This is a genomic window from Desulfobacterales bacterium (assembly GCA_030066985.1).
Classification (GTDB): Bacteria; Desulfobacterota; Desulfobacteria; order Desulfobacterales; family JAHEIW01; genus JAHEIW01.
Genome location: JASJAN010000027.1, coordinates 1 through 23012, shown reverse-complemented (window position 1 = coordinate 23012; position 23012 = coordinate 1). Strand labels below are relative to the sequence as shown.

Genomic DNA, 23012 nt, shown 5'->3' with positions numbered 1-23012 from the left:
CATATGAAAGCACTGATCCTGGCAGCAGGACTGGGAACTCGGCTGCGCCCTTACACGGAGCACACGCCCAAACCGCTTTTTACAGTTGCGGGCAGAACACTGCTGGATATCACCATTGCCAACCTGATCGAAGCGGGTTGCACAGCGATAATGATCAATACCCATCATCTGCATGAGCACATCGAAGGGTTTGTCGCCCGTCAATTCTACAGCATTCCAATTCAAACCCGTTATGAACCGCAAATCTTAGGAACGGGCGGGGCCATCAAAAATGTAAGGGACTTTTGGAACGAACAGCCCTTTATGGTGGTGAATGCCGATATCGTCTGCAGCATTGATTTTAAGATTGTCTACGAATTCCACTGTCAGCATTCCTATCCGGCAACTCTGGTATTAGCCGACGATCCTGAATTTAACAGCGTGACCAGCGATTCCGCCGGTTTTATCACCGGATTTCATCATACCTCCGATAAATCCCATCACCCGGACAAACAGGCCCTGACGTTTACCGGCATTCAAGTGCTAAACCCGGATGTGCTTGACTATATATCCGATGCAATGCCGGCAAGCAGTATTGACGCCTACAGCCAAATGATTGCTGCAGGAGAAAAAATCAAAACCTATATCGCCCAAGACATGTATTGGAAAGATATCGGCACTGCTGAACGCTATAAGGCGGCCGTTTATGACCGTATGGCACCCCGGGTGTATCAGCGCGTCTATCCGGATGCAGCGTTTAAAACGCCTCATCGGCGGCGGCTTAAAGGGGACGGATCTGACCGGCAATGGTTTCGTTTGGAGATGGATCAAAAACCAGTGATTCTGGCCGATCACGGCATCAAGCAAAACAATGGTCTGGATGCAGCAGATGCGTTTTATTACATCGGCCGGCACCTTTTCAACAAGGGCCTGCCGGTGCCGCAAATTTACGACGCGGATACTTTTTCCGGTTACGTGTTTATCGAGGATCTGGGAAATATCGATCTTCAGACGGTCGTACAGCAGTCCAATAATTTCCAGAGCACTACCCGCCTGTATCAATCCGTGATCGATCTGCTGGTCAAATTTTCCCAAAGTGGCGTCGACCAGTTTGACACGACCTGGTGCTACCAGACACCCCGCTATGACAAATCGCTGATACTGCAAGCTGAATGTCGCTATTTCGTGGACGCATTTCTAAATAGCTACCTGGGATTAGCATATCGTTATGCTGATTTTGAAAACGAATTTGAATTTATAGCTGAAAATGCGTTGCAGCACGCTGTGCAAGGCCTGATGCATCGGGATTTCCAGTCACGAAACATCATGATTAAAAATTCCAACATCTATTTTATTGATTTTCAGGGCGCTCGCTTGGGGCCGCTGCAATATGATTTGGCATCGCTGCTGATCGATCCCTATGTCGATCTGCCACCGAATATTCAATCCCGGCTGCTCACACACTGTGAAGGCCAACTGGTCGGAAAGATGGCTGTAACGACTGCCAAATTTCGCCAGTGCTATCGGTTTTGCTGCCTGACGCGCAACCTTCAAATGTTGGGGGCATTTGGATTTTTGACTCGCATCAAACAAAAGCCTCAATTTGAAACCTACATCCCGGCAGCGGTTCAGTCGCTAACAATCAACCTTAAAAAGGACCACTACAAGACCTTGCCCAAATTGTGCGATCTGATGGATTCAATCAATGACGCGATAGCCAGTATTGAAAAAAGCAAAGATAGATGAGATAAGAGCATCAAAAGGAGGATAAAATGAGTCGCATTAAAGTAATGGTCAACGGTATCCCCGGCAACATGGCCGTCAATGTGGCCCGGCATATTTTAGCGGATGAGCGCTTCGCTTTGGTGCCATTTTCTCTGACAGGCCCTGAAATCCAAGCAACTGAGCACACAGTTGAATCGATTTCGATTCGTTTACTGCAACCAGACATTCGCGCCGCCGAAATTGAGGCGATGGTTGATGCCGAAGGCCCTTTCATCAGCGTTGATTACACGCATCCATCAGCAGTCAATACCAATGCCGAATTCTATTGCCAGTATCAGCTGCCGTTTGTCATGGGCACTACCGGTGGCGATCGCGAGCAGCTGGAAAAAATCGTGCGGTCATCGGCAATCCCAGCTGTGATTGCGCCAAATATGGCCAAACAAATTATCGGGTTTCAGGCCATGATGGATTATGTCGCGCAAAATTTCCCAGGTCTATTTGACGGCTATACGCTGGAAGTAAAAGAAAGCCACCAAAAAGGAAAAGCAGACACCAGCGGCACTGCCAAGGCCATGGTTCGTTATTTCAATCAAATGGGATTGGACTTTACAGAGGACCAGATTGCCAAAGAGCGAAATCCCGAAATTCAAGCATCCCAATGGGGAATTCCGCAAGATTATCTGAGCGGTCATGGCTGGCATACTTACCGCCTGACATCCGCCGATCAAACCGTCCGCTTTGAATTTAAACACAATGTCAATGGCCGTGATGTTTACGCCCGCGGCACCCTGGACGCCGTCCAATACCTGGCGGCCCGGGTAAGTGTCGGCGCCTCCGGAATCGTTTACACAATGATCGATGTACTGCAGAATCGATCCTAACATATGTTTTCAAACAGCGAATCGGCAAACTGAGCTCGTCCATTACGATCTTAAAGCGCCTTTCTGCATTCAGTCTGCGTTTGTGTTCTTCTCTCTGGTATTCATCAGGATTGACAGCTGGTCGATATTACCCTATGCTTATATAAGTAACCAAAATTAAAAAGAAAACACATACTGCCACCTTATGAATGCCAATGGATAAATCTGCCCAAAAACTGCTGCAAGAGCTGCGAACGATTGGCAACCGACCACCGGAGCTGAAATCAACCCCAAAACCAAAACATGAAGATGGCAAACTGGATCGCTGGCGGATTCTGCTGGTGGAACTGATCTATTTGATCCATACCGCTTTTGAAATCAACTCTACGGGCAAAGATGCGAAAGGGTATAAGGATACCTTCAGGCAATTGAGCCGAATCCTGGATGAACTCGACCAAATGACCATTCATGATGGTTTTGTATATATTAGCCACCGAGGCAACGGCGGTCTCGGATTGGCCAAAACAGCGAGTTACATGATTCAATTTGGTCAAATTATCGTCGATAGAGCTACGGTGGTATCCTTAATAAGCCGCATGGGAATCCGTCTTAAGCATTTGGAGGGGCGTCTGAAGACGTCTTTTCAAACCTTGGCGGATCAGGGTTTCAAAAAACTGACGGTAAAACTTCCGGGTGAATCTCCCGAAGCAATGGCAGCACTGCACGTATCGCTTGAGGCAATCTGTGGATTCAAAACCGCCGTTGAACAGAAATCAGCTATTGTCATCACGCAAAGCAATAATCCCTATTCTGTCTTACCCGTATGCAATGAACATCATCTGCCGGATCCCAACCTAACCATGCTGGCGGCTGTTAACGATTTAGATCAAAATGCGATGACCAAACTGTGTGATCAGGCAATTGCCAAAACCGGATCATCACAGACACCGATAACCATCTTTGAATCTATTTTCAAAATTAAAAGCCTGCGGCAACGTTTGACGCGGCCGCCGCTTGAGGTTCACGTCGATCTGGTCTTTTGGCCGCAAGCGAAGATCAATGAAGCGGCCAGCGACGGCCACCACCAAAAAAAACCTGCTCAATCAAAAGCCGACCCATCTGCCTTGAAAGATGGCGTTGCCCGTTTTGTGAAGGGAAAATTCGGCAAATCACCCCAAACCGCATCGCAGATGATGCAAAGCATCTACGGCATGGATTACAGGCGAATCAATTCTCAGGGGCTGGGCCGACGGCTCACTCTGGTCACCGATTTGCTAAACAGTATGCAAAATACCCCGAGCAATCATAATGTAACCTCAGAGGTATTGAGAAGAATTCAAGCCAGAATGGATCAGGTTCCCGACGAGATCCTGGAAGATTTTGTCGTTAAAAAAGAGGAATTAAAATTCTGGTCTGAAGGGGCAGAAAAAACCGTTAGCCGGATCGATAAAGGTCTTTTAAAAATCATCGATGAATCCAAAAGGGGCTCTGGTGCACGCAGACAAAGCAGAATCCGACTCGCCCCGGAAAAAGACTATATCGAATCCGATTTTGCGAAGATCGCTTCGGATTTTAGCATCTCGCCAAAGGATACTGCTGACATAATCCGTTTGTTCAAAAGCTGCTTTGATAGCCAAGGTAACTTTCTGAGAGCCGCTTTTGAGAACAAAGTGCCAAAGTTTGCCGTATACAAAAAAAAGGTATTTGAAATTCTGTGGGAGTTTTTAAAAGAAACCTCGCGGCGCAGCAATCGTCTGCCCCTGCTTTATTCTATCCAGCTGTTGATCAGAGAAACCCGGCAACCGATTCAGGCCATCAAATTGCTTCTGGCACATTTTATCCAGGATCCCGCCAATGTGGTATACGCAGATCGAAATGCCATCATGCTCGTCAACCAGTTTCTGCGCAGTTATATCAAAGATAGCGACATGGACATTGAAATGACACCGGAAGAAGTGCTGCGGGTCAAAGGGGGGTTGGATGCGAACGCGGTTAATTATGGCGTCTGGAAAATTGATGCGGAACAACAAGCGGTCTTAGAAAAAATGATCTCCGTTCGCAAAAAATTAATAGAGACGCTGGCACCTGATCTTGCCACCGGGCCGCTTTTGCCCGCTCGCTTTTTGATTGCGTTGGAAAGAGAGATCCATATTTTTTTGGCGCTAGTCGGCGGTAAAATCCCATACGAGGTTCTGCGCAACGCCCTTAACGTATACGGCAATCCGGCCTCACAAATTTATCACCTGAAAGAAAGCACCCGTCATTTAGAGCCGCTGCTGCTGCACCTGGCCGTTATCATTCGGGGCTTTGCGCGTTTGGCAGACCAATCGGATTTTCCGCTGCTGGCTGAGGTCAAAATACGACAGGATCAGTTCAGGGCGTTACACGATGATCTGCGCTATCATGCACTCGTGAGGCATGTTATGAATCTGATCGACGAGTTAAAGGATAGTGTAGAAGCGGGTCCGGTTAAAAGTAAATAAATTAAATGAATGGCCTCACGCAAACCCGCCCGCCTCGCCTTGCTCGCATGGCGGGCGTGGGCCGCAAAGACGCCAAGAGTTTTTTAGGTCTGCATAATAATACTATGCGAGCCTTTCAGTCCATGCATGCTGTCAAAGAATAAATTCAGCTTAATTTAGAAGCTATCTTAAAATAGTAGATCACGTCCAAGGGTCCGCCTCCGGCGGATTGGATGCATTATTAAGATAGCTTCTAACTTTTTGAAATGATATTGTGGGCTTCCTTAAGCGCCTGATCCAGTTTTGCGGGTTGCGTGCCGCCCGCCTGCGCCAGATCCGGACGCCCGCCACCGCCACCCCCCACAATCGGTGCAATTTGCTTGATTATGTTACCGGCATGAAACCGATCGGTAAGGTCTTTCGTGACCCCCACAATCAGAAAGGCTTTGGGACCATTAGCGCTTCCCATCACCACAATACCGGATTTAATCTTGTCTTTGAGCCGGTCAGTTAAATCCCTGAGCGCAGCCGGATTTTCCGCAGACACCTGCTGAATTAAAACATTTGTATCGTTGATCTTTTGAACGGCCCCGCCGCCAACATCAGCAGAGTCAGACGCGATTTGGGCTTTGAGCCGGTCAACCTCTTTTTCAAGCGCTTTTTGGTCCGCCAGGAACTTTTTGAGTTTTGATGGCAGGGCATCTGGTTTTTCTTTGACCAGCTGCGCGCTATCTTCCAACAGCTCGGATGTCTTTTGGACGTATTCAAGCGCGCCGTCTCCGGTGAGCGCTTCGATGCGCCTGACCCCAGAGGCGATGCTGGATTCGCTGACAATTTTAAAAAGTCCGATATCGCCGGTTTTGGTAGTATGGGTACCACCGCAAAGTTCTTTGCTGAAATCTGACAAAGAGACCACCCGCACACGATCGCCGTACTTTTCTTCAAAAAGTGCGGTGGCGCCGGATTTGAAAGCGTCTTCAGCTTCCATTTCATCGGTATGCGTGGGGACATTTTCGCGGATACGACGATTCACAAGCGTTTCGATTTGAGCCAGGGTGGTGCGATCCACCAGGGAAAAGTGGGTAAAATCAAATCGCAATCGATCCGGTGCCACCAGCGAACCGGCCTGCTTGACATGCTCACCGAGAACCTCGCGCAAAACGGCATGCAGAATGTGAGTGGCCGTGTGGTTCAAAGCGGTTGCCGCGCGTTTGGCCCCATCAACCTGCAAGGTAATTTTTTGGCCGGTTTTTATTTTTCCGGATAGCACCTTACCCCTGTGAATCACGATTCCGGCGGGATCCTTGACCGTATCGGTCACTGACATTTCAAAATTTTTGGCGCTGATCGTGCCGGTATCGCCAACCTGACCGCCGGCCTCTGCGTAAAAGGGCGTTTCCTCACTAACCAACTCAATTTCCTGGCCGGCAGCAGCTTCATTTTTATCCTGGCCGTCTTGCACCAACAGTTTGACCTTGGATTCGGCATTAAGTGTATCGTAACCGTGGAATTGCGGTTTGAACCCTTTGGCCGATAGATTTTTATAAGCTTCACCGAGGGAGGTAAAAGTCGCGACCGAACGGGATCGCGCGCGTTGCTCGTCCATGAAGCTGTCAAACCCATCCATATCCAAGCTCATGTTCTCATCGCGAACCACATCGCGCACAATATCGACCGGAAAGCCATACGTGTCATAGAGTTTAAAAATAACATCACCGGGCACCTGAGTGTTGCCTTTGGCCTTGATCTCCGAAAGGGTGTCGTTTAACAGTCTCAAACCGGTGTCCAAGGTTTCTAAAAACCGAACCTCTTCATTTTCAATAATATTGGTGATAAAAGCCGCTGCGTCGGCCAGCTCTGGATAGGCCGGTTTCATTACATCAAATACCACCCCAGCCGTTTTATGCAAAAACGGTCGTTTCAGACCGATGTTGCGACCATAGCGAATGGCTCGGCGCAAAATACGTCGCAGCACATACCCGCGTCCTTCATTGGCCGGCATAATACCGTCGCCGATCAGAAAGGCCGCCGCCCGGCTGTGATCTGCGATAACTTTCATGGCCACATCCGTTTCGCGGGATTCGCCGAATGGTTTTTCAGACAGACGTTCGGCTTCTGCAATAATGGGTCGAATCAGGTCGGTGTCAAAATTAGTGGGCACATCCTGGATAATCGAAACGATCCGCTCAAGCCCCATTCCCGTGTCGATGCTGGGCTTGGGCAGCGGGGTCATTTTGCCGGACGCATCCCGATTAAATTGCATAAACACCAGATTCCAGATCTCAAGATAGCGATCGCACTCACAGCCCACCGCACAATCGGGTTTGTCGCAGCCGTATTGCTCACCGCGGTCCAGCAAAATCTCAGAACAGGGGCCGCAGGGACCGGTATCGCCCATTGACCAAAAATTGTCTTCTTCCCCAAATCTGACAATTCGTTCATCCGGCAGACCGATGTTTTTGCGCCACAGCTCGTAAGCCTCATCATCATCCAGATAAATGGAGCCATAAAGCTTATCGGCCGGCAGGCCATAGCCATTGGTTAACAGATCCCAAGCAAAGTCAATGGCGCCTTCTTTAAAATAGTCTCCAAAAGAAAAATTGCCCAGCATCTCAAAAAAGGTGTGATGTCGGGCGGTATACCCGACATTTTCCAGATCATTATGCTTTCCGCCAGCGCGAACGCATTTTTGAGACGTGGTTGCCCGTACATAATCTCTTTTGTCTTCGCCCAGAAAAACACGTTTAAATTGCACCATCCCTGCGTTGATAAACAGCAGGGTGGGATCATCCTGGGGCACCAATGAAGAACTGCGTACAATTCGATGATGGTGCTTTTCAAAATAGCTTAAAAATTGAGCGCGTATTTCGTTGCCGGTCATGGATATCTCCGATGGTGGTCTTTACTTATTTTTGACTTTCTTTGTTTCTTCCTCTGGCTTTTCGCCACTTTCAGCTTCTGAGAGCTCCAGCGTTTCTCTGGCTTTGGAATACATGCTCTCGAATAAATCAGGGTTTTCCTTTAAAAATCGTTTAACGTTTTCCCGGCCCTGCCCGATACGTTCACCGCCATGCGAGTACCAGGAGCCGCTTTTTTCGATGATGCCGGCTTCAACCCCGACGTCAATCAAATCACCGTATTTTGATATGCCCTCCCCGTATACAATATCAAATTCGGCATCCGTAAATGGCGGCGCCATCTTATTTTTAACCACTCGAACCCGCGTGCGGTTCCCGATCACTTCCTGTCCGTCCTTGATCGCTCCAATTCGCCGAATGTCCAGCCGAACAGAGGAATAGAATTTGAGGGCGTTGCCGCCGGTTGTGGTCTCTGGATTGCCAAACATCACGCCTATTTTCATCCGAATCTGGTTAATAAAAATAATGGATGTCATGGTTTTGCTGATCGTCCCCGTCAACTTGCGCATTGCCTGCGACATCAACCGAGCCTGCAACCCCATATGGGAGTCGCCCATTTCGCCCTCGATTTCAGCGCGCGGCACCAGAGCGGCCACAGAGTCAATCACGACGATATCGATGGCGCCGCTTCTGACCAGCATATCGGCTATTTCAAGTGCCTGCTCACCAGTATCCGGCTGGGCCACAAGAAGATCATCGCAGTTGACGCCGAGTTTTTTAGCATAGACCGTGTCAAGCGCATGTTCGGCGTCGATAAAAGCGGCAATGCCGTCGTTTTTCTGCGCCTCTGCGACGGCGTGCAACGCCAAAGTGGTTTTGCCGGAGGCTTCGGGTCCATAAATTTCAATCACCCTTCCCCGGGGCAAGCCGCCGATTCCCAGGGCTTTATCCAGGGCAAGTGAACTGGTCGAGATAACCGGCACGTCTATAACCGGACGGCTCCCCAGTTTCATGATTGATCCCTTGCCAAACTGCCGCTCAACCTGGGACATGGCTGTTTCCAATGCTTTTTCCTTATCCGGTGAAATCGTCATAAAGCTTTCCTCCTGGCTTGATGCAAATTGCAATCAATTACAATTGGTTTAAAATATGTCGCTAAATATTTAACCCGGCCAAGCCGGATCATATTGCCACTGAGGCACCCGAACAAAAAACGAAAACCGTCTATATGGATCTATGGGTATGTGGGGCTTGGTGGCATAAATGATTGGCCACATATTGCTAAAAGTTGACCTGCTTGACCTTCGTATAGACTGCTCCGCTCGACTGCAACTGGCTTTTGAACAGAATGATCTGGTTGACCTCAAAACTATCGAATTCAAAATTTTCGCAGTCAGCCAGCGCTGCCTGCAAGCGTGCGACAGCAATTTTTCCTTTAACACGGCCCAGCGTCAAATGACCTTTAAACGGGCGCGATTCCTTTGGCAAACCCAATTCGGCCAATTGCGCCTCAAGCGCTTGCTGCAGGTTCTTGAGTAGATCCAGTTGTCCCCCAAGACCAACCCAAATAACCCGCGGTCGTCGCGCATTTGGAAACACACCCAAACCGCGCGGCGCCAAAACCAGACGCGTGCTATTCTTTACCGCCAATGTCATTGCGTCAGCAATGGCATCGATCCGAGCCACATCGATATCACCCAAAAATTTCAGTGTTAGGTGAATGCTTTCCGGCCGTACCCATTTAATGCGAAATTTGCCTGATTTAAGCTCTTGCTGAACCGTTCTCAGGGTGGAACGAACGCTTTCAGGCAAATCAATCGCAACAAATGCACGAAACGTTTCAGGCATATCAAAAATGAATATCGAACGCTGGATTTAAAGATCAACAATTTTGCAAAATAAATATCGCTATAAAATAATCTTTTTTCTTTGCGCCTTTGCGTCCCACGCCCGCCATGCGAAGCCGCAAGGCGAGGCGGGCGGGTTTGCGTGAGGCTCTTTTAATCCCGATCCCAAGCTGATTATGGCTTTTTGGGAATCGACGGCACAGCCTCGATCTTGGACATCACATTGTTTTTTATCCAGGCCCCATCCCACCATTCGATCGGATTAACAAATATGTTGTGGACCAATATACTGAAATGCAGATGATCTCCTCCGGCTAACCCGGTGCTGCCTGTGCGGCCAAGCGTATCGCCCTTGGACACCCGCTGCTCTTTGCGCACATCGCTGGCATTCAGGTGGGCATACATACTAAATAGACCGAAGCCGTGATCGATCAGTACGGTTTTACCGTAAATACCCAGATCACCGCTAAATATGACTACGCCGCTATTGGCCGCCGGAACCGGTGCATGCGATACCGAAGCCAAATCGATTCCCAGGTGAACCTGACGGTCAATCGTTTTACCATTGTACGTATAGACACGATGGTCGGCAAACCCCGCTTGATTTGCTGATCCGGCCATGCGTTTAAACGCCCCTTGCCAGTGCTTGACCGCAGCAGTCGTTTGCACCAATTCGGTAAGTTGCTTGTAGTTGGCCTGGCGCAATTCACGATTAATTTGGATAAATTTGTCCACCGGCGAGCCGGTGGGTGACAGGGCTGCGCCGGTCTTGAATTCGGGCATTTTACGGTTTAGAAAACGATCCGAGATGCGGATGTTGTCTTTTTTAAATTTTTTTTTGCGAATATAGGTGTTTATTCCGGCCTCGGCGCTATTGCCGGCCTCATCAAAGGCTTTGACAAAGATGCGCGTCTCCGGGCCCTGCTGATAGCCCAATCCAATAAAAGCCATTTGAATGCGGTCATCTGTATAATAACCGGCATGCGCAGGGAAAAAATTGTCCCCCACTTGAACACCGCTTCGAATAGAATCTTCCGAAGTGCGGAAAATCACAAGTCCGGAGCCCCCCTGGGTCAAATTATGGACTGTGCTGAGGACTTCAATTTCCGGCGGCTGCGTATCAATGATCAAGTTCTTTTCAGTATAGACCCGGTTGCCTTTCCACCATCCCCGCCACGAATAATCCCATACCGCCAAACGCAGGATGGCTTTGCCGTCGGATAATTGATGTTTTGCTGGCTCAAAAGGAACGCGCAACGTTTTGGTTTTCAGCGTTCCGCCGCTCAGAATTCCGGCAGAGGGAAACTTAGTGTCAACCAGAACCACCTCTTTGCCGTCTTTAATCATGGCGAGCCAAACTTTCCTCAAACCGCTTTTAGAATCGGCAACGGATATGGAAAAATCCTGAGACTTACCGATGTAGGGTGAGACAAGCTCAAAAACAACTTCGGGGGGTTGACCTTCGTACAGAACCAGCACAAACCAGATAACCGGCAACAAAATGATGAGGCCGGCAATGATCAGAATACCGCGTTTTTTGTTTTTCGTTTTTTCTTTCAAAAGGTTACACTCCATTATGATACGATAGAGGAACTAGTCTTAATAACAGGTCGACCATGTAGAATCAAGGCCTCTTTTCGTTTCTTGACTTTTGTCGGTGTGCAAGATAATTTTGGCTCCATCTTTTTTGATTACAGGTATTTTCAGGCCGTTAAGATGGCAATTGTGCACAGGGCGCATTGCGCAGCGCGCCAATACCCGGCTGTTTGGTTAACTCATGGCATCCGTATATAAAAAGCCCACACTTATTAAGATTATACTAGCCGCCACCATTGTGATTATCCTGGGCACGGTTATTGCCATTTATATCATCTCTCAGTCAGATCCTTACGTCATGGAGCCGGTAGCAGAATCCGCTGAGCCCGAAGCAACCTTGTCGGTAAATAAGATACACCAGACGGCAACACGTGACGGAAAAAAAGAATGGAGCCTGGAAGCAAGCTCAGGCCACTTTATCGATAAAACCCGGCAATTAATACTCAAGGATGTAAAAGTTACCTTTTTCCTCAAAGATAAGAGTGAAATACTTCTGTTAGCCGATCAAGGTATACTTGAAACCGACTCAAGCAACATTGAAGTTACCGGCAACGTCGTGTTGGACAACAAGGAATACAAGCTGTTGACTGAAAAATTAAGCTATGACCACAACCAACGCCTGCTGTATTCGAAAACCCCGGTAACGATTTCCGGCGCATCGGCCAAATTGGCTGCCGAATCATTACGCTTTGACATTGACACCAAAAAACTTACGCTGGAAGGACGGGTTGCCACTCAAATTGATGAAGATTTTGCGCTTTAGCTTCGGTCCAAAAATCCGCTCGATGAACGCCTTGCCGATATTGGCCATCGTGGCCGCAGTTATCCTGATACCAACAATCCCGGCGGCCAGCCAAAACACCGATCAAGGAGTCCAACATTCAGCAGCAAAAAGCATTCGAATTACCGCTGATAAGCTGATTGCGAAAATTGAAGCGGCTGAAATAGATTTTATCGGAAACGTTAAAGCGCTGCAGGCTGGGGCGATGGTCACTTCAGAGCGCCTCAAGATCGTCTATGAGCAGGATGCTGTTGGCCACAAAGACAGCACCACCAAAACCACAGCCATTCGCAAAATGCTGGCCAGCGGGCGTGTTAAAATTGTTTATGAAGATATGACTGCAGAGGCAGATTCAGCGGAATATACAATAAAATCAAAGGTTCTCGTTTTATTCGGACAGCCATCACGTTTAACCCGCGGCGGTCAGACCATTACCGGATCGAAAATCACGCTGCAGCGCTCCGACGGCACGCTAAAGGTTGAAAGCAAGGGAGAACAGAGGGTCAAAGCAATATTTTATCCTAAATAATTCTAAACAAAACGAAAACCAGCAAAAATCAAATCGTCGCAAAAACAGCACTATTCGGACCGGTGGTAATGCTTGCAATTTTCGTGCAACTCATCTAAAATGGGATAGTTGAATTGATCCAGCGCCGCGGGCAGCGTATTGACACAAAGGTTTCGTGGCGATAAGGCTGCATGCAGGGCTTGTATCAAATAAAATGACAACATTGTATCTTCAAAATCTGGTTAAGACCTATGGCGGGCGTCAGGTGGTTAATTCCGTCAGCATGGATATTGGTAGCGGCGATGTTGTCGGCCTGCTAGGTCCCAATGGAGCGGGCAAGACCACTACTTTTTATATGACCGTGGGTTTGGTCAAACCGGATGGTGGTAATGTGTTGCTTGACGATGAAGATATAACTGATTACCCTATGCATATCCGATCACGCAAGGGTGTCGGGTATCTTCCTCAAGAAACATCTATCTTCAGAAAGCTGTCTGTAAAGCAAAATGTAATGGCGATTCTTGAAATTCTACCCATTTCTAATTCTGAGCGGGCTGAACGGGCTGATATGCTTCTTGAAGAGTTGGGCATCAAACATCTGAGCGATCAAAGGGCTAGCCTGCTGTCAGGTGGCGAGAAAAGGCGGCTCGAAATAACGCGATCGCTTGCAATAAATCCTTCATTCATACTTCTGGACGAACCATTTGCCGGTGTGGATCCCCTGGCAGTCAAAGATATAAAGAGTATTATCGAGCACTTAAAACGACGCGGTATCGGCATCCTCATCTCCGACCATAATGTCAGAGAAACACTGGGTGTCTGCGACAGGGCTTACATACTATGCGACGGGCAGGTCATCGAATCCGGCGACCCCCAGAAAATTGCAAACAGTGAAGCCGCATGCCGCGTATACTTGGGAGACGAGTTTAAATTATAAAATGGCACTTGAATTACGACAACAACTCAAATTAACCCAGCAGCTGATCATGACACCTCAGCTGCAGATGGCCATCAAACTGCTGCAGCTGTCACGTCTGGAACTGCTCGACACCATCCGTCAGGAACTGGAAGAAAATCCGGCCCTCGAAGAAATTCAGGAAAGTGCCGCAGATGACAACCTGCCCGAACAGTCTGAAAAAGCATCCGATGAATCTTCACAAACAGAAGAAGTCACCATTGATGAAAAAATCCATGACGACATTGATTGGAGCAACTATTTAGGGGAATACAACACACCAGGCCGTGTAAACTATGAAGGTGAAGATAGAGACACGCCGCGCTTTGAAGCCTTTATTGCTCCCAAAAAATCCTTGCGCGATCATTTGTTATGGCAGTTTCTGATGATCAAACCCAACCGCGAAGAAGAGGCCATCGCCAGTCAAATCGTGGGCAATCTGAACGCAGACGGCTTTTTAGACTGCTCTGACGAGGAATTGGCCATTATGTGCAACACCACTGTTGAGGCGGTTGAACGCACCCTTGTCCAGATGCAATCATTTGATCCTATTGGTGTGTGCGCGCGGGATCTCAAAGAGTGCCTGCTGATCCAGGCCAAGCATTTTGGGTTCGAGAATACCATTGTGTGCGATATTATCAGCAACCACCTGCAAGATCTGGAAAGAAAGAATTATAAAGGTATTTGCAAAGCGCTCAAAATAAGCATGGATGAAGTGGTTTCGACGGTCAACATTATTAAGGCCTTCGAACCCAAACCCGGTCGCCAATTTAGCGAGGAAACACCTCAATACATCAATCCGGACATCTACGTCTATAAGCTGGATGACGATTTTGTGATTATGCTCAATGATGACGGGATGCCCAAATTACGCGTTAATTCATTCTATAAAAAAACCATCAGTCGCGGTAAAAAAATCTCTGGTGAGGCCGAAGATTACATCCAGGACAAAATTCGGTCGGCAGCCTGGTTGATTAAGAGCATCCATCAGCGTCAGAAAACGATCTATAAAGTTATGGAGAGCATCTTAAAATTTCAACGAACGTTTTTTGAAAAAGGCATCGCTCACCTGAAGCCAATGGTGCTCAGAGATGTGGCCCAGGATATCAGCATGCACGAATCCACAATCAGCCGTGTTACCACCAATAAATACGCTTACACGCCGCAGGGTATTTTTGAGCTAAAATACTTTTTTAATAGTTCCATCAGGCGGGCAAATGGAGGCGACATTGCCTCCGCCAGTGTTCAGGAGAAAATCAGACAAATTATCGCAAGTGAAGATCCCAAAAAGCCCTACAGTGATGATAAAATTTCACAGCTTTTAAAACAAGACCATGAGATTCACATCGCACGGCGTACCGTAGCCAAATATCGTGAAATGCTCAAAGTTTTGCCATCCAACAAACGCAAACAAATTTAGGGGGGGTTTCGTATGCAGACTTCGGTAACATTTAAAAACCTCGATTCTTCCGATACCTTAAAATCATATGTTCAGGATAAGCTCGATCGTTTTGATCGCTTGCTCGATAATCCAGCCGAAGCCAATGTGGTGCTTTCGGTTGAGAAATTTCGCCATATGGCTGAAATCAATATTATTGGAGATCGCCTAACAATAAATGGCAAAGAAGAAACCGTTGATATGTACTCGGCCATTGATATGGTCTTGGATAAAATGGAGAAACAAATAAAGAAAAGTAAAGAAAAAATAAGAGAGCGTCGCAGTAACGCCAAATCTAGAAACAAAGAAATGTTAGAGGATGAAATGAGTGCTTCCGAAGATGAAACGGAAAGCCACATCCGAATCAAACACATCGAATATAAACCTATGGATGTCGAAGAGGCTGCTTTGCAGCTGGACTTGCTCGATGATAACTTTTTGGTCTTTACCAATGCGCGTTCAGACCAGGTCAACGTCCTGTATCGACGCAAAGACGGCCATTATGGGTTAATTCAACCAAGCAACTGACCTCATAACGGGTAGCGGGTTTTGATTGCCGCATTGGCTCAAAGGTGGTATAACGCGCTACCCGATTCTCTTTTTAGATAAATCCTATTCAATAACGCGTAAAAACAAGCTTGCGGGTTTAATTGTCAGAACACCATTTTCGGTTCATCCGGCAGTAAAACGTGCAAACCGCTGGACCGGATGTAAGTGGTATGTTGCTTGCCATAGATACAGCGAGTGCTATATGAAAATCCTTGATGTCATGTCAAAAGAAGCGATTTTAGATGACCTTAAATCGCAGAATAAAAAAGGAATTCTTGAAGAGCTGGTCGTTCCGCTGGCCGGCAGCACCGGTTTGAACGCTGATGACCTGGTACGCGTCCTCATGGAAAGAGAACGACTTGGCAGCACCGGCATTGGCGGTGGGATAGGCATTCCGCATGGTAAAATCAAAGATCTGGAGTCACTGGTGTTGGGGTTTGGTTTAAGCCGCAAGGGCATTGATTTTGAATCCATCGATGGAGAACCGACCCACATCTTTTTCGTCCTGATAACGCCCGAGGACTCTACCGGACTTCACTTGAAACTTTTGGCGCGAATTTCAAGAATTCTGAAAAATGACCATTTCAAGGAGCGCTTGATGAATGCGGCCGACCGGGATGAAATATTCGACATCATCAAGCAAGAGGATGAAGAGTTTTAAGCTGCATCGATCTTGTTTCCTGAACCCGTAATTCCAACCCGGCCTCCGTAGCAGCACCTACTTCGGTGGAGTTGGCCATTCCAGTATTTCAATATTCCGATTGAAGCGCAGCTTCTAAGTTTATAATGTGAAACAGCTAAATATTATAATAATAACCGGCCTATCGGGTTCCGGTAAAAGCACGGCCATGGCAGCATTTGAGGATGCCGGCTTTTACTGCGTTGATAACATGCCGGTCGCTCTCCTTCCCAAGTTTCTCGAATTACCCATTGAAAGTGATACCGGAATCGCCGGTGTCGCCTTTGTGATGGATCTGCGGGAAAAGGGATTTCTCTCCGAATACGGTCCTGTTTTTGAGTCCTTAAAAAAGGAAGGCTACGTCTTTGAATTCCTTTTTCTCGAAGCTGAAGAAGATGTCCTGGTACAGCGTTACAGTGCTACCCGCAGACAACATCCGTTATCACAGCAAGGCAAAAGCCTGCTGGAAGGTATTCGGGCAGAAAAGCAGCAACTGGGGAATTTAAGGACTGTGTCCGATAAAATCATTGACACTTCCAATTATACGGTCCATGAACTCAAAGCCAGTATCATGGAAATCGTCCGCAAGAGCAGAGCAAAAGTAGCGATGCGGATTCAAGTGGTCTCTTTTGGTTTTAAGTATGGGATCCCCTACGATGCTGACCTGATTGTAGATGTCCGTTTTCTGGTCAACCCATACTTCGATTCGGAGTTAAAACCTTTGGATGGCACACATTCTAAAATTAAAAAATTTGTATTAAACCATCCGGATACCCAGGCCTTTTTAGATAAATATATGGAATTGCTTGATTATCTGATACCCATGTATGAAAAAGAGGGCAAATCCTACCTGACATTAGGTGTCGGTTGCACCGGCGGCCGCCACCGCTCGGTGACCATCGCAGGCGCCCTTTTTGATCATATTCGAAAAACTAAAGATCAAATAGAAATTGTTCATCGCGATATTCATCAAACATCATAGTTTGAGCTTTTTTAAAATTGAATGAGCTAAAAGCAAAAAAATTGTATCATCACACTGAACTGCTTGCCGCGCTATAGCTGCAGCGACAGCGAGCTAAGCCCAGTAAGATTTGTGATCTAAACGATAAGAAACTTGGCGTCTTTGCACCCACGCCCGCCATGCGAGGCCGCAAGGCGAGGCGGGCGGGTTTGCGTGAGCCTGAATCTTTAGCTTATTCCATGCATTACTGAAGGAGCACCATGATCGGAATCGTAATCGTAACGCACAGTCAATTAGGAGATGCGCTCATCGAGGCAGCCGAGTTTATCATCGGCAGCAAACCGGAAGCCCTGGTGTCGGTATCAATTGATCTGACCGAAAGCACCGAGGTCTTGCGGAATAAAATTGCCAAAGGCATCAAAAAGGTCAAATCCAAAGATGGTGTCCTGATTCTAACGGATATGTTCGGCGGGACCCCATCGAATTTGAGTTATTCTTTCCTGGAAGAAGGAAAAATTGAAGTGATATCCGGTGTTAATCTTCCAATTTTAATTCAAGCGGCCAATATCCGTGACAAAATGAAATTGGGCAAACTGGCGGTCAAACTGGAAAAATTCGGCAAGAAAAGTATTTCCCTGGCAAGCGGTATATTAAAAGGAAACAAGCGGAGTTAGGATATGCCAGATTGGCAGCTGGATCCGGTAACGCCACAGGATCTAGATACCATTCTGACCATCGACCGCGCGGCATTTAAGCGGCCCTGGCAGCGAAAATCATTTGTAGCTGAATTAGTCCATAAAGATGCATTTGGCTATGTCGTCCGAAAAAAGGTAAATCAAAAAAGCAGTGATGTCATCGCGTATGTGTTTGTACGCGTTATCTTGAACGAAATGCATATCATGCGGATTGCAGTCGCTGTTAGTTTTCAAACCAAGGGGGTGGCCACCCGCATGCTACGGCAATGTTTTACACTTGCCCAACAGAAACGGCTTGACGCAGTTTATATTGAGGTTCGCCCCAGCAATACATCCGCGATTGCCCTGTATCGCAGAGCAGGTTTTCAGTCGCTGGGCACAAGACCCAATTATTATCCTGAAACCGGCGAAGATGCGCTGGTAATGGTAAAACATTTAAAGGTGACACCATGACCGTAAAAATGGGTATCAATGGGTTCGGTCGCATCGGACGCCTCGTGCTCCGCGCCGTCTGGAACCATCCTGAAGTACAGGTGGTTGCCATTAATGATCTGGCAGATGCTGCCACCATGGGCCATTTGCTAAAATACGATTCCGTTCACGGCAGGTTTGATGTGGATGTCACTGCCCAGGATGACCGCCTGCAGATAGATGACAAATCCATTGCGATCCGATCCATCAAAGAGCCCTCCAAAATTGGCTGGGAAAAGCTGGGTGTTGATATCGTTGCTGAATGCACCGGGTTGTTTCGCGATCGTGAAGGCGCGTCCGGGCATCTGACGGCCGGGGCCCGTAAAGTCATCATTTCCGCGCCCGCCAGTGATCCGGATATCACCCTTGTTATGGGTGTCAACTCAAATCAATATGATCCGCGCCGGCATCATATCATTTCAAACGCGTCATGCACGACCAATTGTCTGGCGCCGGTGGCAAAAGTGATCCTGGAAAATTTTGGTTTAAAATCCGGCCTGATGACGACCATTCACGCTTACACCGGTGATCAACGACTGCTGGATTTTCCGCACAAGGATTTGCGCCGTGCGCGGGCTGCTGCCCTTTCAATGGTGCCCACCACCACCGGAGCGGCCAAAGCGGTCGCCCTGGTGATGCCGGAACTTGACGGCAAACTCAACGGTTTGGCCATCCGCGTGCCAACACCCAATGTCTCCCTGGTGGATTTCGTGGCCGCAGTTGAAAAACCGGATACGACAAAATCAGAGGTAAATGCGGCCCTTAAAAGCGCTTCAGAAGGATCCTTGGCCGGAATCCTGGGATACAGCGAAGAGCCGCTGGTTTCAGTTGATTACAACGGCTCCCCGTTTTCATCTGTCGTCGATGCCCCCACAACCTATGTTGTCGGCAACATGATCAAAGTGCTGTCCTGGTATGATAATGAGGCGGGCTACTCTCACCGGATGGTGGATCTGGCTGCTATGATAGGCACCGATTTGTAAAATTTTTAAACCTAACATAGAATTCACACAAGGGGTTTAACTGCTATTAAAGGTTTCAGGTGTCAGGTGTCAGCAAAAAATTGTTAGACAATGAGAATCTACCAGAAGCAACCTAAAATAGGACTGCCCTCTGTGGCTCATAGAAAGCAGAGATTAAAATCGTTTCATTTACTATTCTCAGCAACGGCGTTCTGCCTGCTGTCTGATGTGCCCTGAAACCTGACACCTGACACCTGAATCCGATAAATGCTAAAATATGGAACTTCATTTGATATAGCCGGAAAGTTTGAATAAAGAAAGGTAACTAAAGATGGCGAAACGAAGACCGCTGATAGCGGGAAACTGGAAAATGTATAAAACGCCGAAAGAAGCCGCTGAAACCGCGCAGGAACTGGATCTGCGCGTGGGTTCAGTGGCTGATGTCGACATCATGATTGCCCCAACCTACACCGCCCTTGCCGCGGTGAGTGCTGTCACCTACAAGGGACCGGTGGCGCTCGGTGCACAAAATCTATTCTGGGAAACCGAGGGCGCCTATACCGGCGAAATATCAGCTTCCATGCTAAAAGCTGTGGGATGCACCTATTGTATCATCGGCCATTCCGAGCGCAGGCAGTATTTCGCTGAGACTGATCAGACCGTTAACAAAAAAATACGGGCGGCTATTGAGGCAGAGCTGATTCCGGTCTTTTGTGTGGGAGAAACCGAAAAAGAGCGTGAGGCCGAACAAACCTTTTCCGTGCTTGACAAACAGGTTCAAAAAGGGTTAGAAGGGTTGGTTTCAGAAGACCTGGATACGCTGGTCATTGCCTATGAACCGGTTTGGGCCATCGGAACCGGCAAAACAGCAACCGATGACCAGGCCCAGGATGTGCATCAGTTCATCCGCTCATTGGTGGAAAAACTTTACGGCAATGGGCTGTCTGAATCCATGCGGATTTTGTATGGCGGCAGTGTCAAGCCGGATAACATTGCCGGTCTGATGGAAATGCCGGACATTGACGGCGCCCTGGTGGGCGGCGCCAGTCTTGACGCCGAATCGTTCAGCCAGATTGTCAAATTTAAATAATATTTGGTTGGCCGGTTGTGCCGGTTAAGCCCGTTGAGCCCGTTAAAATTGGAAAAAAAATCCGATTGCAATAAATCTACCGGTAACGGGGTAAAGGGCTCAACCTTTAAAAAATATGTATTTTAGGTTAATATACACTAATGCCATTCAGCGTTAGATTTTTTTGTAGGGACAAATAAAAAAATGTCAATAATACTCGTCATCGTTCATGTAGCCGTATGTATTGCCCTGATTATGATTGTGTTGCTTCAAACCGGAAAGGGCGCTGATATGGGTGCTGCCTTTGGCGGCGGCGGAAGTCAAACCCTGTTTGGCAGTACTGGGGCCTCAACCTTTTTAAGTAAGGCCACCACCGTAGCGGCCATTGTGTTTATGCTGACATCCCTGGTACTGGCATACATGTCCAGCCATCGCACGGCCGACTCGATCATGCCCCAAATACCCGCTCCGGTAGAGCAGACGGCACCAGCGGCCCCGAGCGAGACGGCACCCCAGGAAAGTTCGACTCCGGCCCCGTCTGCACCGGCAGCTCAAGAGCAGACCGCTCCGCAGCAGAGCGAGGCACCGGCCAAACCGGCGCAATCAGAATAAACTGTGCTATAAACTTCATTCGTTGATTCACGAGCCGAAGTGGTGGAACTTGGTAGACACGCTATCTTGAGGGGGTAGTGGGCTACGCCCGTGCCGGTTCAAGTCCGGCCTTCGGCACCATAGTTTTACACGCAAAAACAGGTACTTACGTCAAGGTTCAGGAATGACGTGGGTGCCTGTTTTTATTTGGTAAAAATTTCAGGTGGTTAGAGGATTTTTTTTGGTGAGGTAAAAACGTCCACTTTATGTCCACATAAATAGTTAACTATTTCGGAGAAAGGAGATGATTTTAGAAAAAGAAAAATACCCAAAAGTTGAAGGTGTTGAATATGACATTGAGAAGCGTTGGGAAAATGGAATCGACCATCATCCTAAAAGCGAAGCTCTGATGGAGAAAATAATGAACGTTGATTTTGTTTGGAACGACGATTATTTCTGTTGGAAACGAGGTGGCGATGGTGATAACGGTGAATCCTTAATGTATCTTTTAGATATCATTTTTGATGAAGAAGATAAGTCAAAAGGAATTAAATCAGAAAATTGAACATTCGTCCACTACTCGTCCACAGTGACCGCAAACCCGCGCCAATAGCGGGTTGGTGCAGGTTCAAGTCCGGCCTTCGGCATACCATTAAAAAAAGAGAAACGGTTTCAGTAAGTTACAGGAGCTGTTTCTCTTTTATATGCAAAAATATGCAAACTGGCATTTGTTTTCGTACAACCTACACGGATTAGCAACCCGCATCAAGCGAGATCGTCTTCGATTTCATATCCTATTGATCGATAACCTCTCAGTCGCCTATCGTACATCCTTACCAAGACCGGTACTTCCAGATCCGCGTAATCGTAAATCACCACTTTTTTTTTGGTGTCGTGGATTCTGTGCAATCGACCGGCATATTGATTTAGAGTACCTCTCCAGGAAATTGGCAGAGTCAAAAATAAAGTATCAAGCCTTTCGTCATCGAATCCTTCCCCTAAGTACCGACCTGTAGCAAGGACCGCTTTTTCAGCATCATCGGGAAGAGAATTAAGTGCGTTTAATGCTTTCTGCCGCTGCTTTTTACCCATTCCACCTTTCATGACTATTAGATTTGTAATTTTGTTTTCAAGTAGGCCTTTTAGAGTTTCAAGATGCTCAACACGTTCGGTCAGGATAACTGGGAAACGATTTTTTTTAATGGCGTTCATTACATCGGAGACGATGACTTGATTGCGCTCATCGCTTTGTAATAAGGCTCTATAAATTTCGTGGATAGCAGTATACCGATCTGCCTCAAATGAAGCAGGCATCCTAAAGCTCGTTTCTCTGACAATAACTTTATGGGCAAAAGGTCTTTCTGACGCCTGTTTCTTATCATCTACTTTGTACCTAACCGGTCCACAATTCATAAAAATAATTGGATGGTGACCATCTTTTCTGGTAACTGTCGCTGAAAGTCCAGTAACGTATTTCGCTTTGCACTGTCGGGCAACGATTTCAAAGCTTCTGGCGGAAATATGATGGCATTCGTCCACAATTAGATAGCCGTATTTAGCCACAATATCATCTACCACTCCCTTTCGTCCTAAGCTCTGAATTGTTGCGACATCTATTATGCCGGTTGGCTTACGTTTTCCGCCGCCGATTTGCCCAATATCACTCGCAGAGACATCGAGAAAAGAATTCAATCGTGCGATCCACTGATGCAGAAGCTCTTTTAAATGAACCAGGATCAAAGTGTTTACATATCGCTTTGCAATTAAATAAGCTGCGACTACAGTTTTCCCAAATGCGGTCGATGCTGCCAACACACCGGTATCGTACTCCAGAAGAGCACCAGCTGCTTTTTGCTGTTCTGACCTTAGCCTACCCTTAAATTCAGCTTTTACTCGCTCGCCTTCGAACCTCTCGTCAACTATTTTTGGGCGGATTCCCAAAGAATCGAGCAAAGCAGTCGTGTCTTCAAGACACCCCCTCGGCAGACCAATATGTTTTGGGAAATCTTCGCAACAATGAACAATA

General features: G+C 47.5%; 21 protein-coding genes and 1 tRNA gene. 17 read left to right on the top strand and 5 right to left on the bottom strand.

Annotated features, from left to right (window positions below):
* Positions 1-3 precede the first annotated feature (3 nt).
* From QNJ26_14780 to QNJ26_14770, 3 genes are all read left to right on the top strand, one after another.
* On the top strand, positions 4-1725 hold the full coding sequence (locus QNJ26_14780) for a sugar phosphate nucleotidyltransferase (protein ID MDJ0986804.1): 1722 nt from the start codon (positions 4-6) through the stop codon (positions 1723-1725).
* Between the two features lie 26 nt (positions 1726-1751).
* Complete coding sequence (gene dapB / locus QNJ26_14775; GenBank protein ID MDJ0986803.1) at positions 1752-2585, top strand: dihydrodipicolinate reductase; 834 nt, start codon at positions 1752-1754, stop codon at positions 2583-2585.
* A 194-nt stretch (positions 2586-2779) separates the two neighbouring features.
* A complete protein-coding gene (locus QNJ26_14770) occupies positions 2780-5047 on the top strand; it encodes a hypothetical protein (GenBank protein MDJ0986802.1) in 2268 nt (755 codons plus the stop codon).
* 232 nt (positions 5048-5279) lie between these two features.
* On the opposite strand, the gene alaS is transcribed toward QNJ26_14770, so the two are convergent.
* The 4 genes from alaS to QNJ26_14750 form a co-directional block, all read right to left on the bottom strand.
* Positions 5280-7907 carry an alanine--tRNA ligase gene (alaS, locus tag QNJ26_14765; protein MDJ0986801.1) on the bottom strand — a complete coding sequence of 876 codons (2628 nt, stop codon included), beginning with the start codon at positions 7905-7907 and terminating at the stop codon, positions 5280-5282.
* 21 nt (positions 7908-7928) lie between these two features.
* Positions 7929-8978 carry a recombinase RecA gene (recA, locus tag QNJ26_14760; protein ID MDJ0986800.1) on the bottom strand — a complete coding sequence of 350 codons (1050 nt, stop codon included), beginning with the start codon at positions 8976-8978 and terminating at the stop codon, positions 7929-7931.
* 187 nt (positions 8979-9165) lie between these two features.
* Positions 9166-9732 carry an RNA 2',3'-cyclic phosphodiesterase gene (gene thpR / locus QNJ26_14755; protein ID MDJ0986799.1) on the bottom strand — a complete coding sequence of 189 codons (567 nt, stop codon included), beginning with the start codon at positions 9730-9732 and terminating at the stop codon, positions 9166-9168.
* 173 nt (positions 9733-9905) lie between these two features.
* Positions 9906-11291: a M23 family metallopeptidase gene (locus tag QNJ26_14750; protein MDJ0986798.1), complete on the bottom strand. Its 1386-nt coding sequence runs from the start codon at positions 11289-11291 to the stop codon at positions 9906-9908.
* Positions 11292-11508: 217 nt separating this feature from the next.
* Between QNJ26_14750 and lptC the strand changes: the two genes are divergently transcribed.
* The 14 genes from lptC (at position 11509) to QNJ26_14680 (ending at position 21551) form a co-directional block, all read left to right on the top strand.
* The gene (gene lptC / locus QNJ26_14745) at positions 11509-12090 is read left to right on the top strand and encodes an LPS export ABC transporter periplasmic protein LptC (protein ID MDJ0986797.1); all 582 of its coding nucleotides are present in this window, start codon (positions 11509-11511) and stop codon (positions 12088-12090) included.
* Positions 12071-12637 carry an LptA/OstA family protein gene (locus tag QNJ26_14740; protein MDJ0986796.1) on the top strand — a complete coding sequence of 189 codons (567 nt, stop codon included), beginning with the start codon at positions 12071-12073 and terminating at the stop codon, positions 12635-12637. Before lptC ends, QNJ26_14740 begins: the two co-directional genes overlap by 20 nt.
* 193 nt (positions 12638-12830) lie before the next feature.
* Positions 12831-13553: an LPS export ABC transporter ATP-binding protein gene (gene lptB, locus QNJ26_14735; GenBank protein ID MDJ0986795.1), complete on the top strand. Its 723-nt coding sequence runs from the start codon at positions 12831-12833 to the stop codon at positions 13551-13553.
* A gap of 1 nt (position 13554) precedes the next feature.
* Positions 13555-14991 carry an RNA polymerase factor sigma-54 gene (gene rpoN / locus QNJ26_14730; GenBank protein MDJ0986794.1) on the top strand — a complete coding sequence of 479 codons (1437 nt, stop codon included), beginning with the start codon at positions 13555-13557 and terminating at the stop codon, positions 14989-14991.
* Positions 14992-15003: 12 nt separating this feature from the next.
* Positions 15004-15537, top strand: coding sequence for a ribosome-associated translation inhibitor RaiA (gene raiA, locus QNJ26_14725; protein ID MDJ0986793.1), 534 nt, complete (start codon positions 15004-15006; stop codon positions 15535-15537).
* A 223-nt stretch (positions 15538-15760) separates the two neighbouring features.
* On the top strand, positions 15761-16219 hold the full coding sequence (locus QNJ26_14720; protein MDJ0986792.1) for a PTS sugar transporter subunit IIA: 459 nt from the start codon (positions 15761-15763) through the stop codon (positions 16217-16219).
* A gap of 127 nt (positions 16220-16346) precedes the next feature.
* Positions 16347-17219 (top strand): RNase adapter RapZ, encoded by an 873-nt coding sequence (rapZ, locus tag QNJ26_14715; protein ID MDJ0986791.1) that lies wholly within the window; start codon positions 16347-16349, stop codon positions 17217-17219.
* A gap of 239 nt (positions 17220-17458) precedes the next feature.
* Entirely contained in the window at positions 17459-17872 is a 414-nt protein-coding gene (locus tag QNJ26_14710) for a PTS fructose transporter subunit IIA (protein ID MDJ0986790.1), read from the top strand.
* A gap of 3 nt (positions 17873-17875) precedes the next feature.
* A complete protein-coding gene (gene rimI / locus QNJ26_14705) occupies positions 17876-18346 on the top strand; it encodes a ribosomal protein S18-alanine N-acetyltransferase (protein MDJ0986789.1) in 471 nt (156 codons plus the stop codon).
* Positions 18343-19347: a type I glyceraldehyde-3-phosphate dehydrogenase gene (gap, locus tag QNJ26_14700; GenBank protein MDJ0986788.1), complete on the top strand. Its 1005-nt coding sequence runs from the start codon at positions 18343-18345 to the stop codon at positions 19345-19347. The genes rimI and gap overlap by 4 nt, the downstream gene beginning before the upstream one ends.
* Before the next feature lie 310 nt (positions 19348-19657).
* Positions 19658-20416, top strand: coding sequence for a triose-phosphate isomerase (gene tpiA, locus QNJ26_14695; GenBank protein MDJ0986787.1), 759 nt, complete (start codon positions 19658-19660; stop codon positions 20414-20416).
* Positions 20417-20599: 183 nt separating this feature from the next.
* Entirely contained in the window at positions 20600-21007 is a 408-nt protein-coding gene (secG, locus tag QNJ26_14690) for a preprotein translocase subunit SecG (GenBank protein ID MDJ0986786.1), read from the top strand.
* A 33-nt stretch (positions 21008-21040) separates the two neighbouring features.
* Positions 21041-21127: transfer RNA gene (locus tag QNJ26_14685), tRNA-Leu, on the top strand.
* 163 nt (positions 21128-21290) lie between these two features.
* Positions 21291-21551 (top strand): hypothetical protein, encoded by a 261-nt coding sequence (locus tag QNJ26_14680; GenBank protein MDJ0986785.1) that lies wholly within the window; start codon positions 21291-21293, stop codon positions 21549-21551.
* Positions 21552-21751: 200 nt separating this feature from the next.
* Here QNJ26_14680 and QNJ26_14675 read toward each other — a convergent pair.
* Positions 21752-23012, bottom strand: a 1261-nt coding sequence (locus QNJ26_14675) for a DEAD/DEAH box helicase (protein MDJ0986784.1), incomplete at its 5' end; no start/stop codon positions are given.

Excerpts from the sequence above, each read along its gene's own strand:
- recA (MDJ0986800.1), bottom strand. The coding sequence starts at position 8,978 with ATGACGATTTCACCGGATAAGGAAAAAGCATTGGAAACAGCCATGTCC.
- lptC (MDJ0986797.1), top strand. The coding sequence starts at position 11,509 with ATGGCATCCGTATATAAAAAGCCCACACTTATTAAGATTATACTAGCC.
- QNJ26_14720 (MDJ0986792.1), top strand. The coding sequence starts at position 15,761 with ATGAAAATCCTTGATGTCATGTCAAAAGAAGCGATTTTAGATGACCTT.
- QNJ26_14710 (MDJ0986790.1), top strand. The coding sequence starts at position 17,459 with ATGATCGGAATCGTAATCGTAACGCACAGTCAATTAGGAGATGCGCTC.
- QNJ26_14770 (MDJ0986802.1), top strand. The coding sequence starts at position 2,780 with ATGGATAAATCTGCCCAAAAACTGCTGCAAGAGCTGCGAACGATTGGC.
- gap (MDJ0986788.1), top strand. The coding sequence starts at position 18,343 with ATGACCGTAAAAATGGGTATCAATGGGTTCGGTCGCATCGGACGCCTC.
- alaS (MDJ0986801.1), bottom strand. The coding sequence starts at position 7,907 with ATGACCGGCAACGAAATACGCGCTCAATTTTTAAGCTATTTTGAAAAG.
- QNJ26_14780 (MDJ0986804.1), top strand. The coding sequence starts at position 4 with ATGAAAGCACTGATCCTGGCAGCAGGACTGGGAACTCGGCTGCGCCCT.
- secG (MDJ0986786.1), top strand. The coding sequence starts at position 20,600 with ATGTCAATAATACTCGTCATCGTTCATGTAGCCGTATGTATTGCCCTG.
- tpiA (MDJ0986787.1), top strand. The coding sequence starts at position 19,658 with ATGGCGAAACGAAGACCGCTGATAGCGGGAAACTGGAAAATGTATAAA.
- raiA (MDJ0986793.1), top strand. The coding sequence starts at position 15,004 with ATGCAGACTTCGGTAACATTTAAAAACCTCGATTCTTCCGATACCTTA.
- rimI (MDJ0986789.1), top strand. The coding sequence starts at position 17,876 with ATGCCAGATTGGCAGCTGGATCCGGTAACGCCACAGGATCTAGATACC.
- thpR (MDJ0986799.1), bottom strand. The coding sequence starts at position 9,732 with ATGCCTGAAACGTTTCGTGCATTTGTTGCGATTGATTTGCCTGAAAGC.
- rpoN (MDJ0986794.1), top strand. The coding sequence starts at position 13,555 with ATGGCACTTGAATTACGACAACAACTCAAATTAACCCAGCAGCTGATC.
- dapB (MDJ0986803.1), top strand. The coding sequence starts at position 1,752 with ATGAGTCGCATTAAAGTAATGGTCAACGGTATCCCCGGCAACATGGCC.
- lptB (MDJ0986795.1), top strand. The coding sequence starts at position 12,831 with ATGACAACATTGTATCTTCAAAATCTGGTTAAGACCTATGGCGGGCGT.
- QNJ26_14680 (MDJ0986785.1), top strand. The coding sequence starts at position 21,291 with ATGATTTTAGAAAAAGAAAAATACCCAAAAGTTGAAGGTGTTGAATAT.
- QNJ26_14740 (MDJ0986796.1), top strand. The coding sequence starts at position 12,071 with ATGAAGATTTTGCGCTTTAGCTTCGGTCCAAAAATCCGCTCGATGAAC.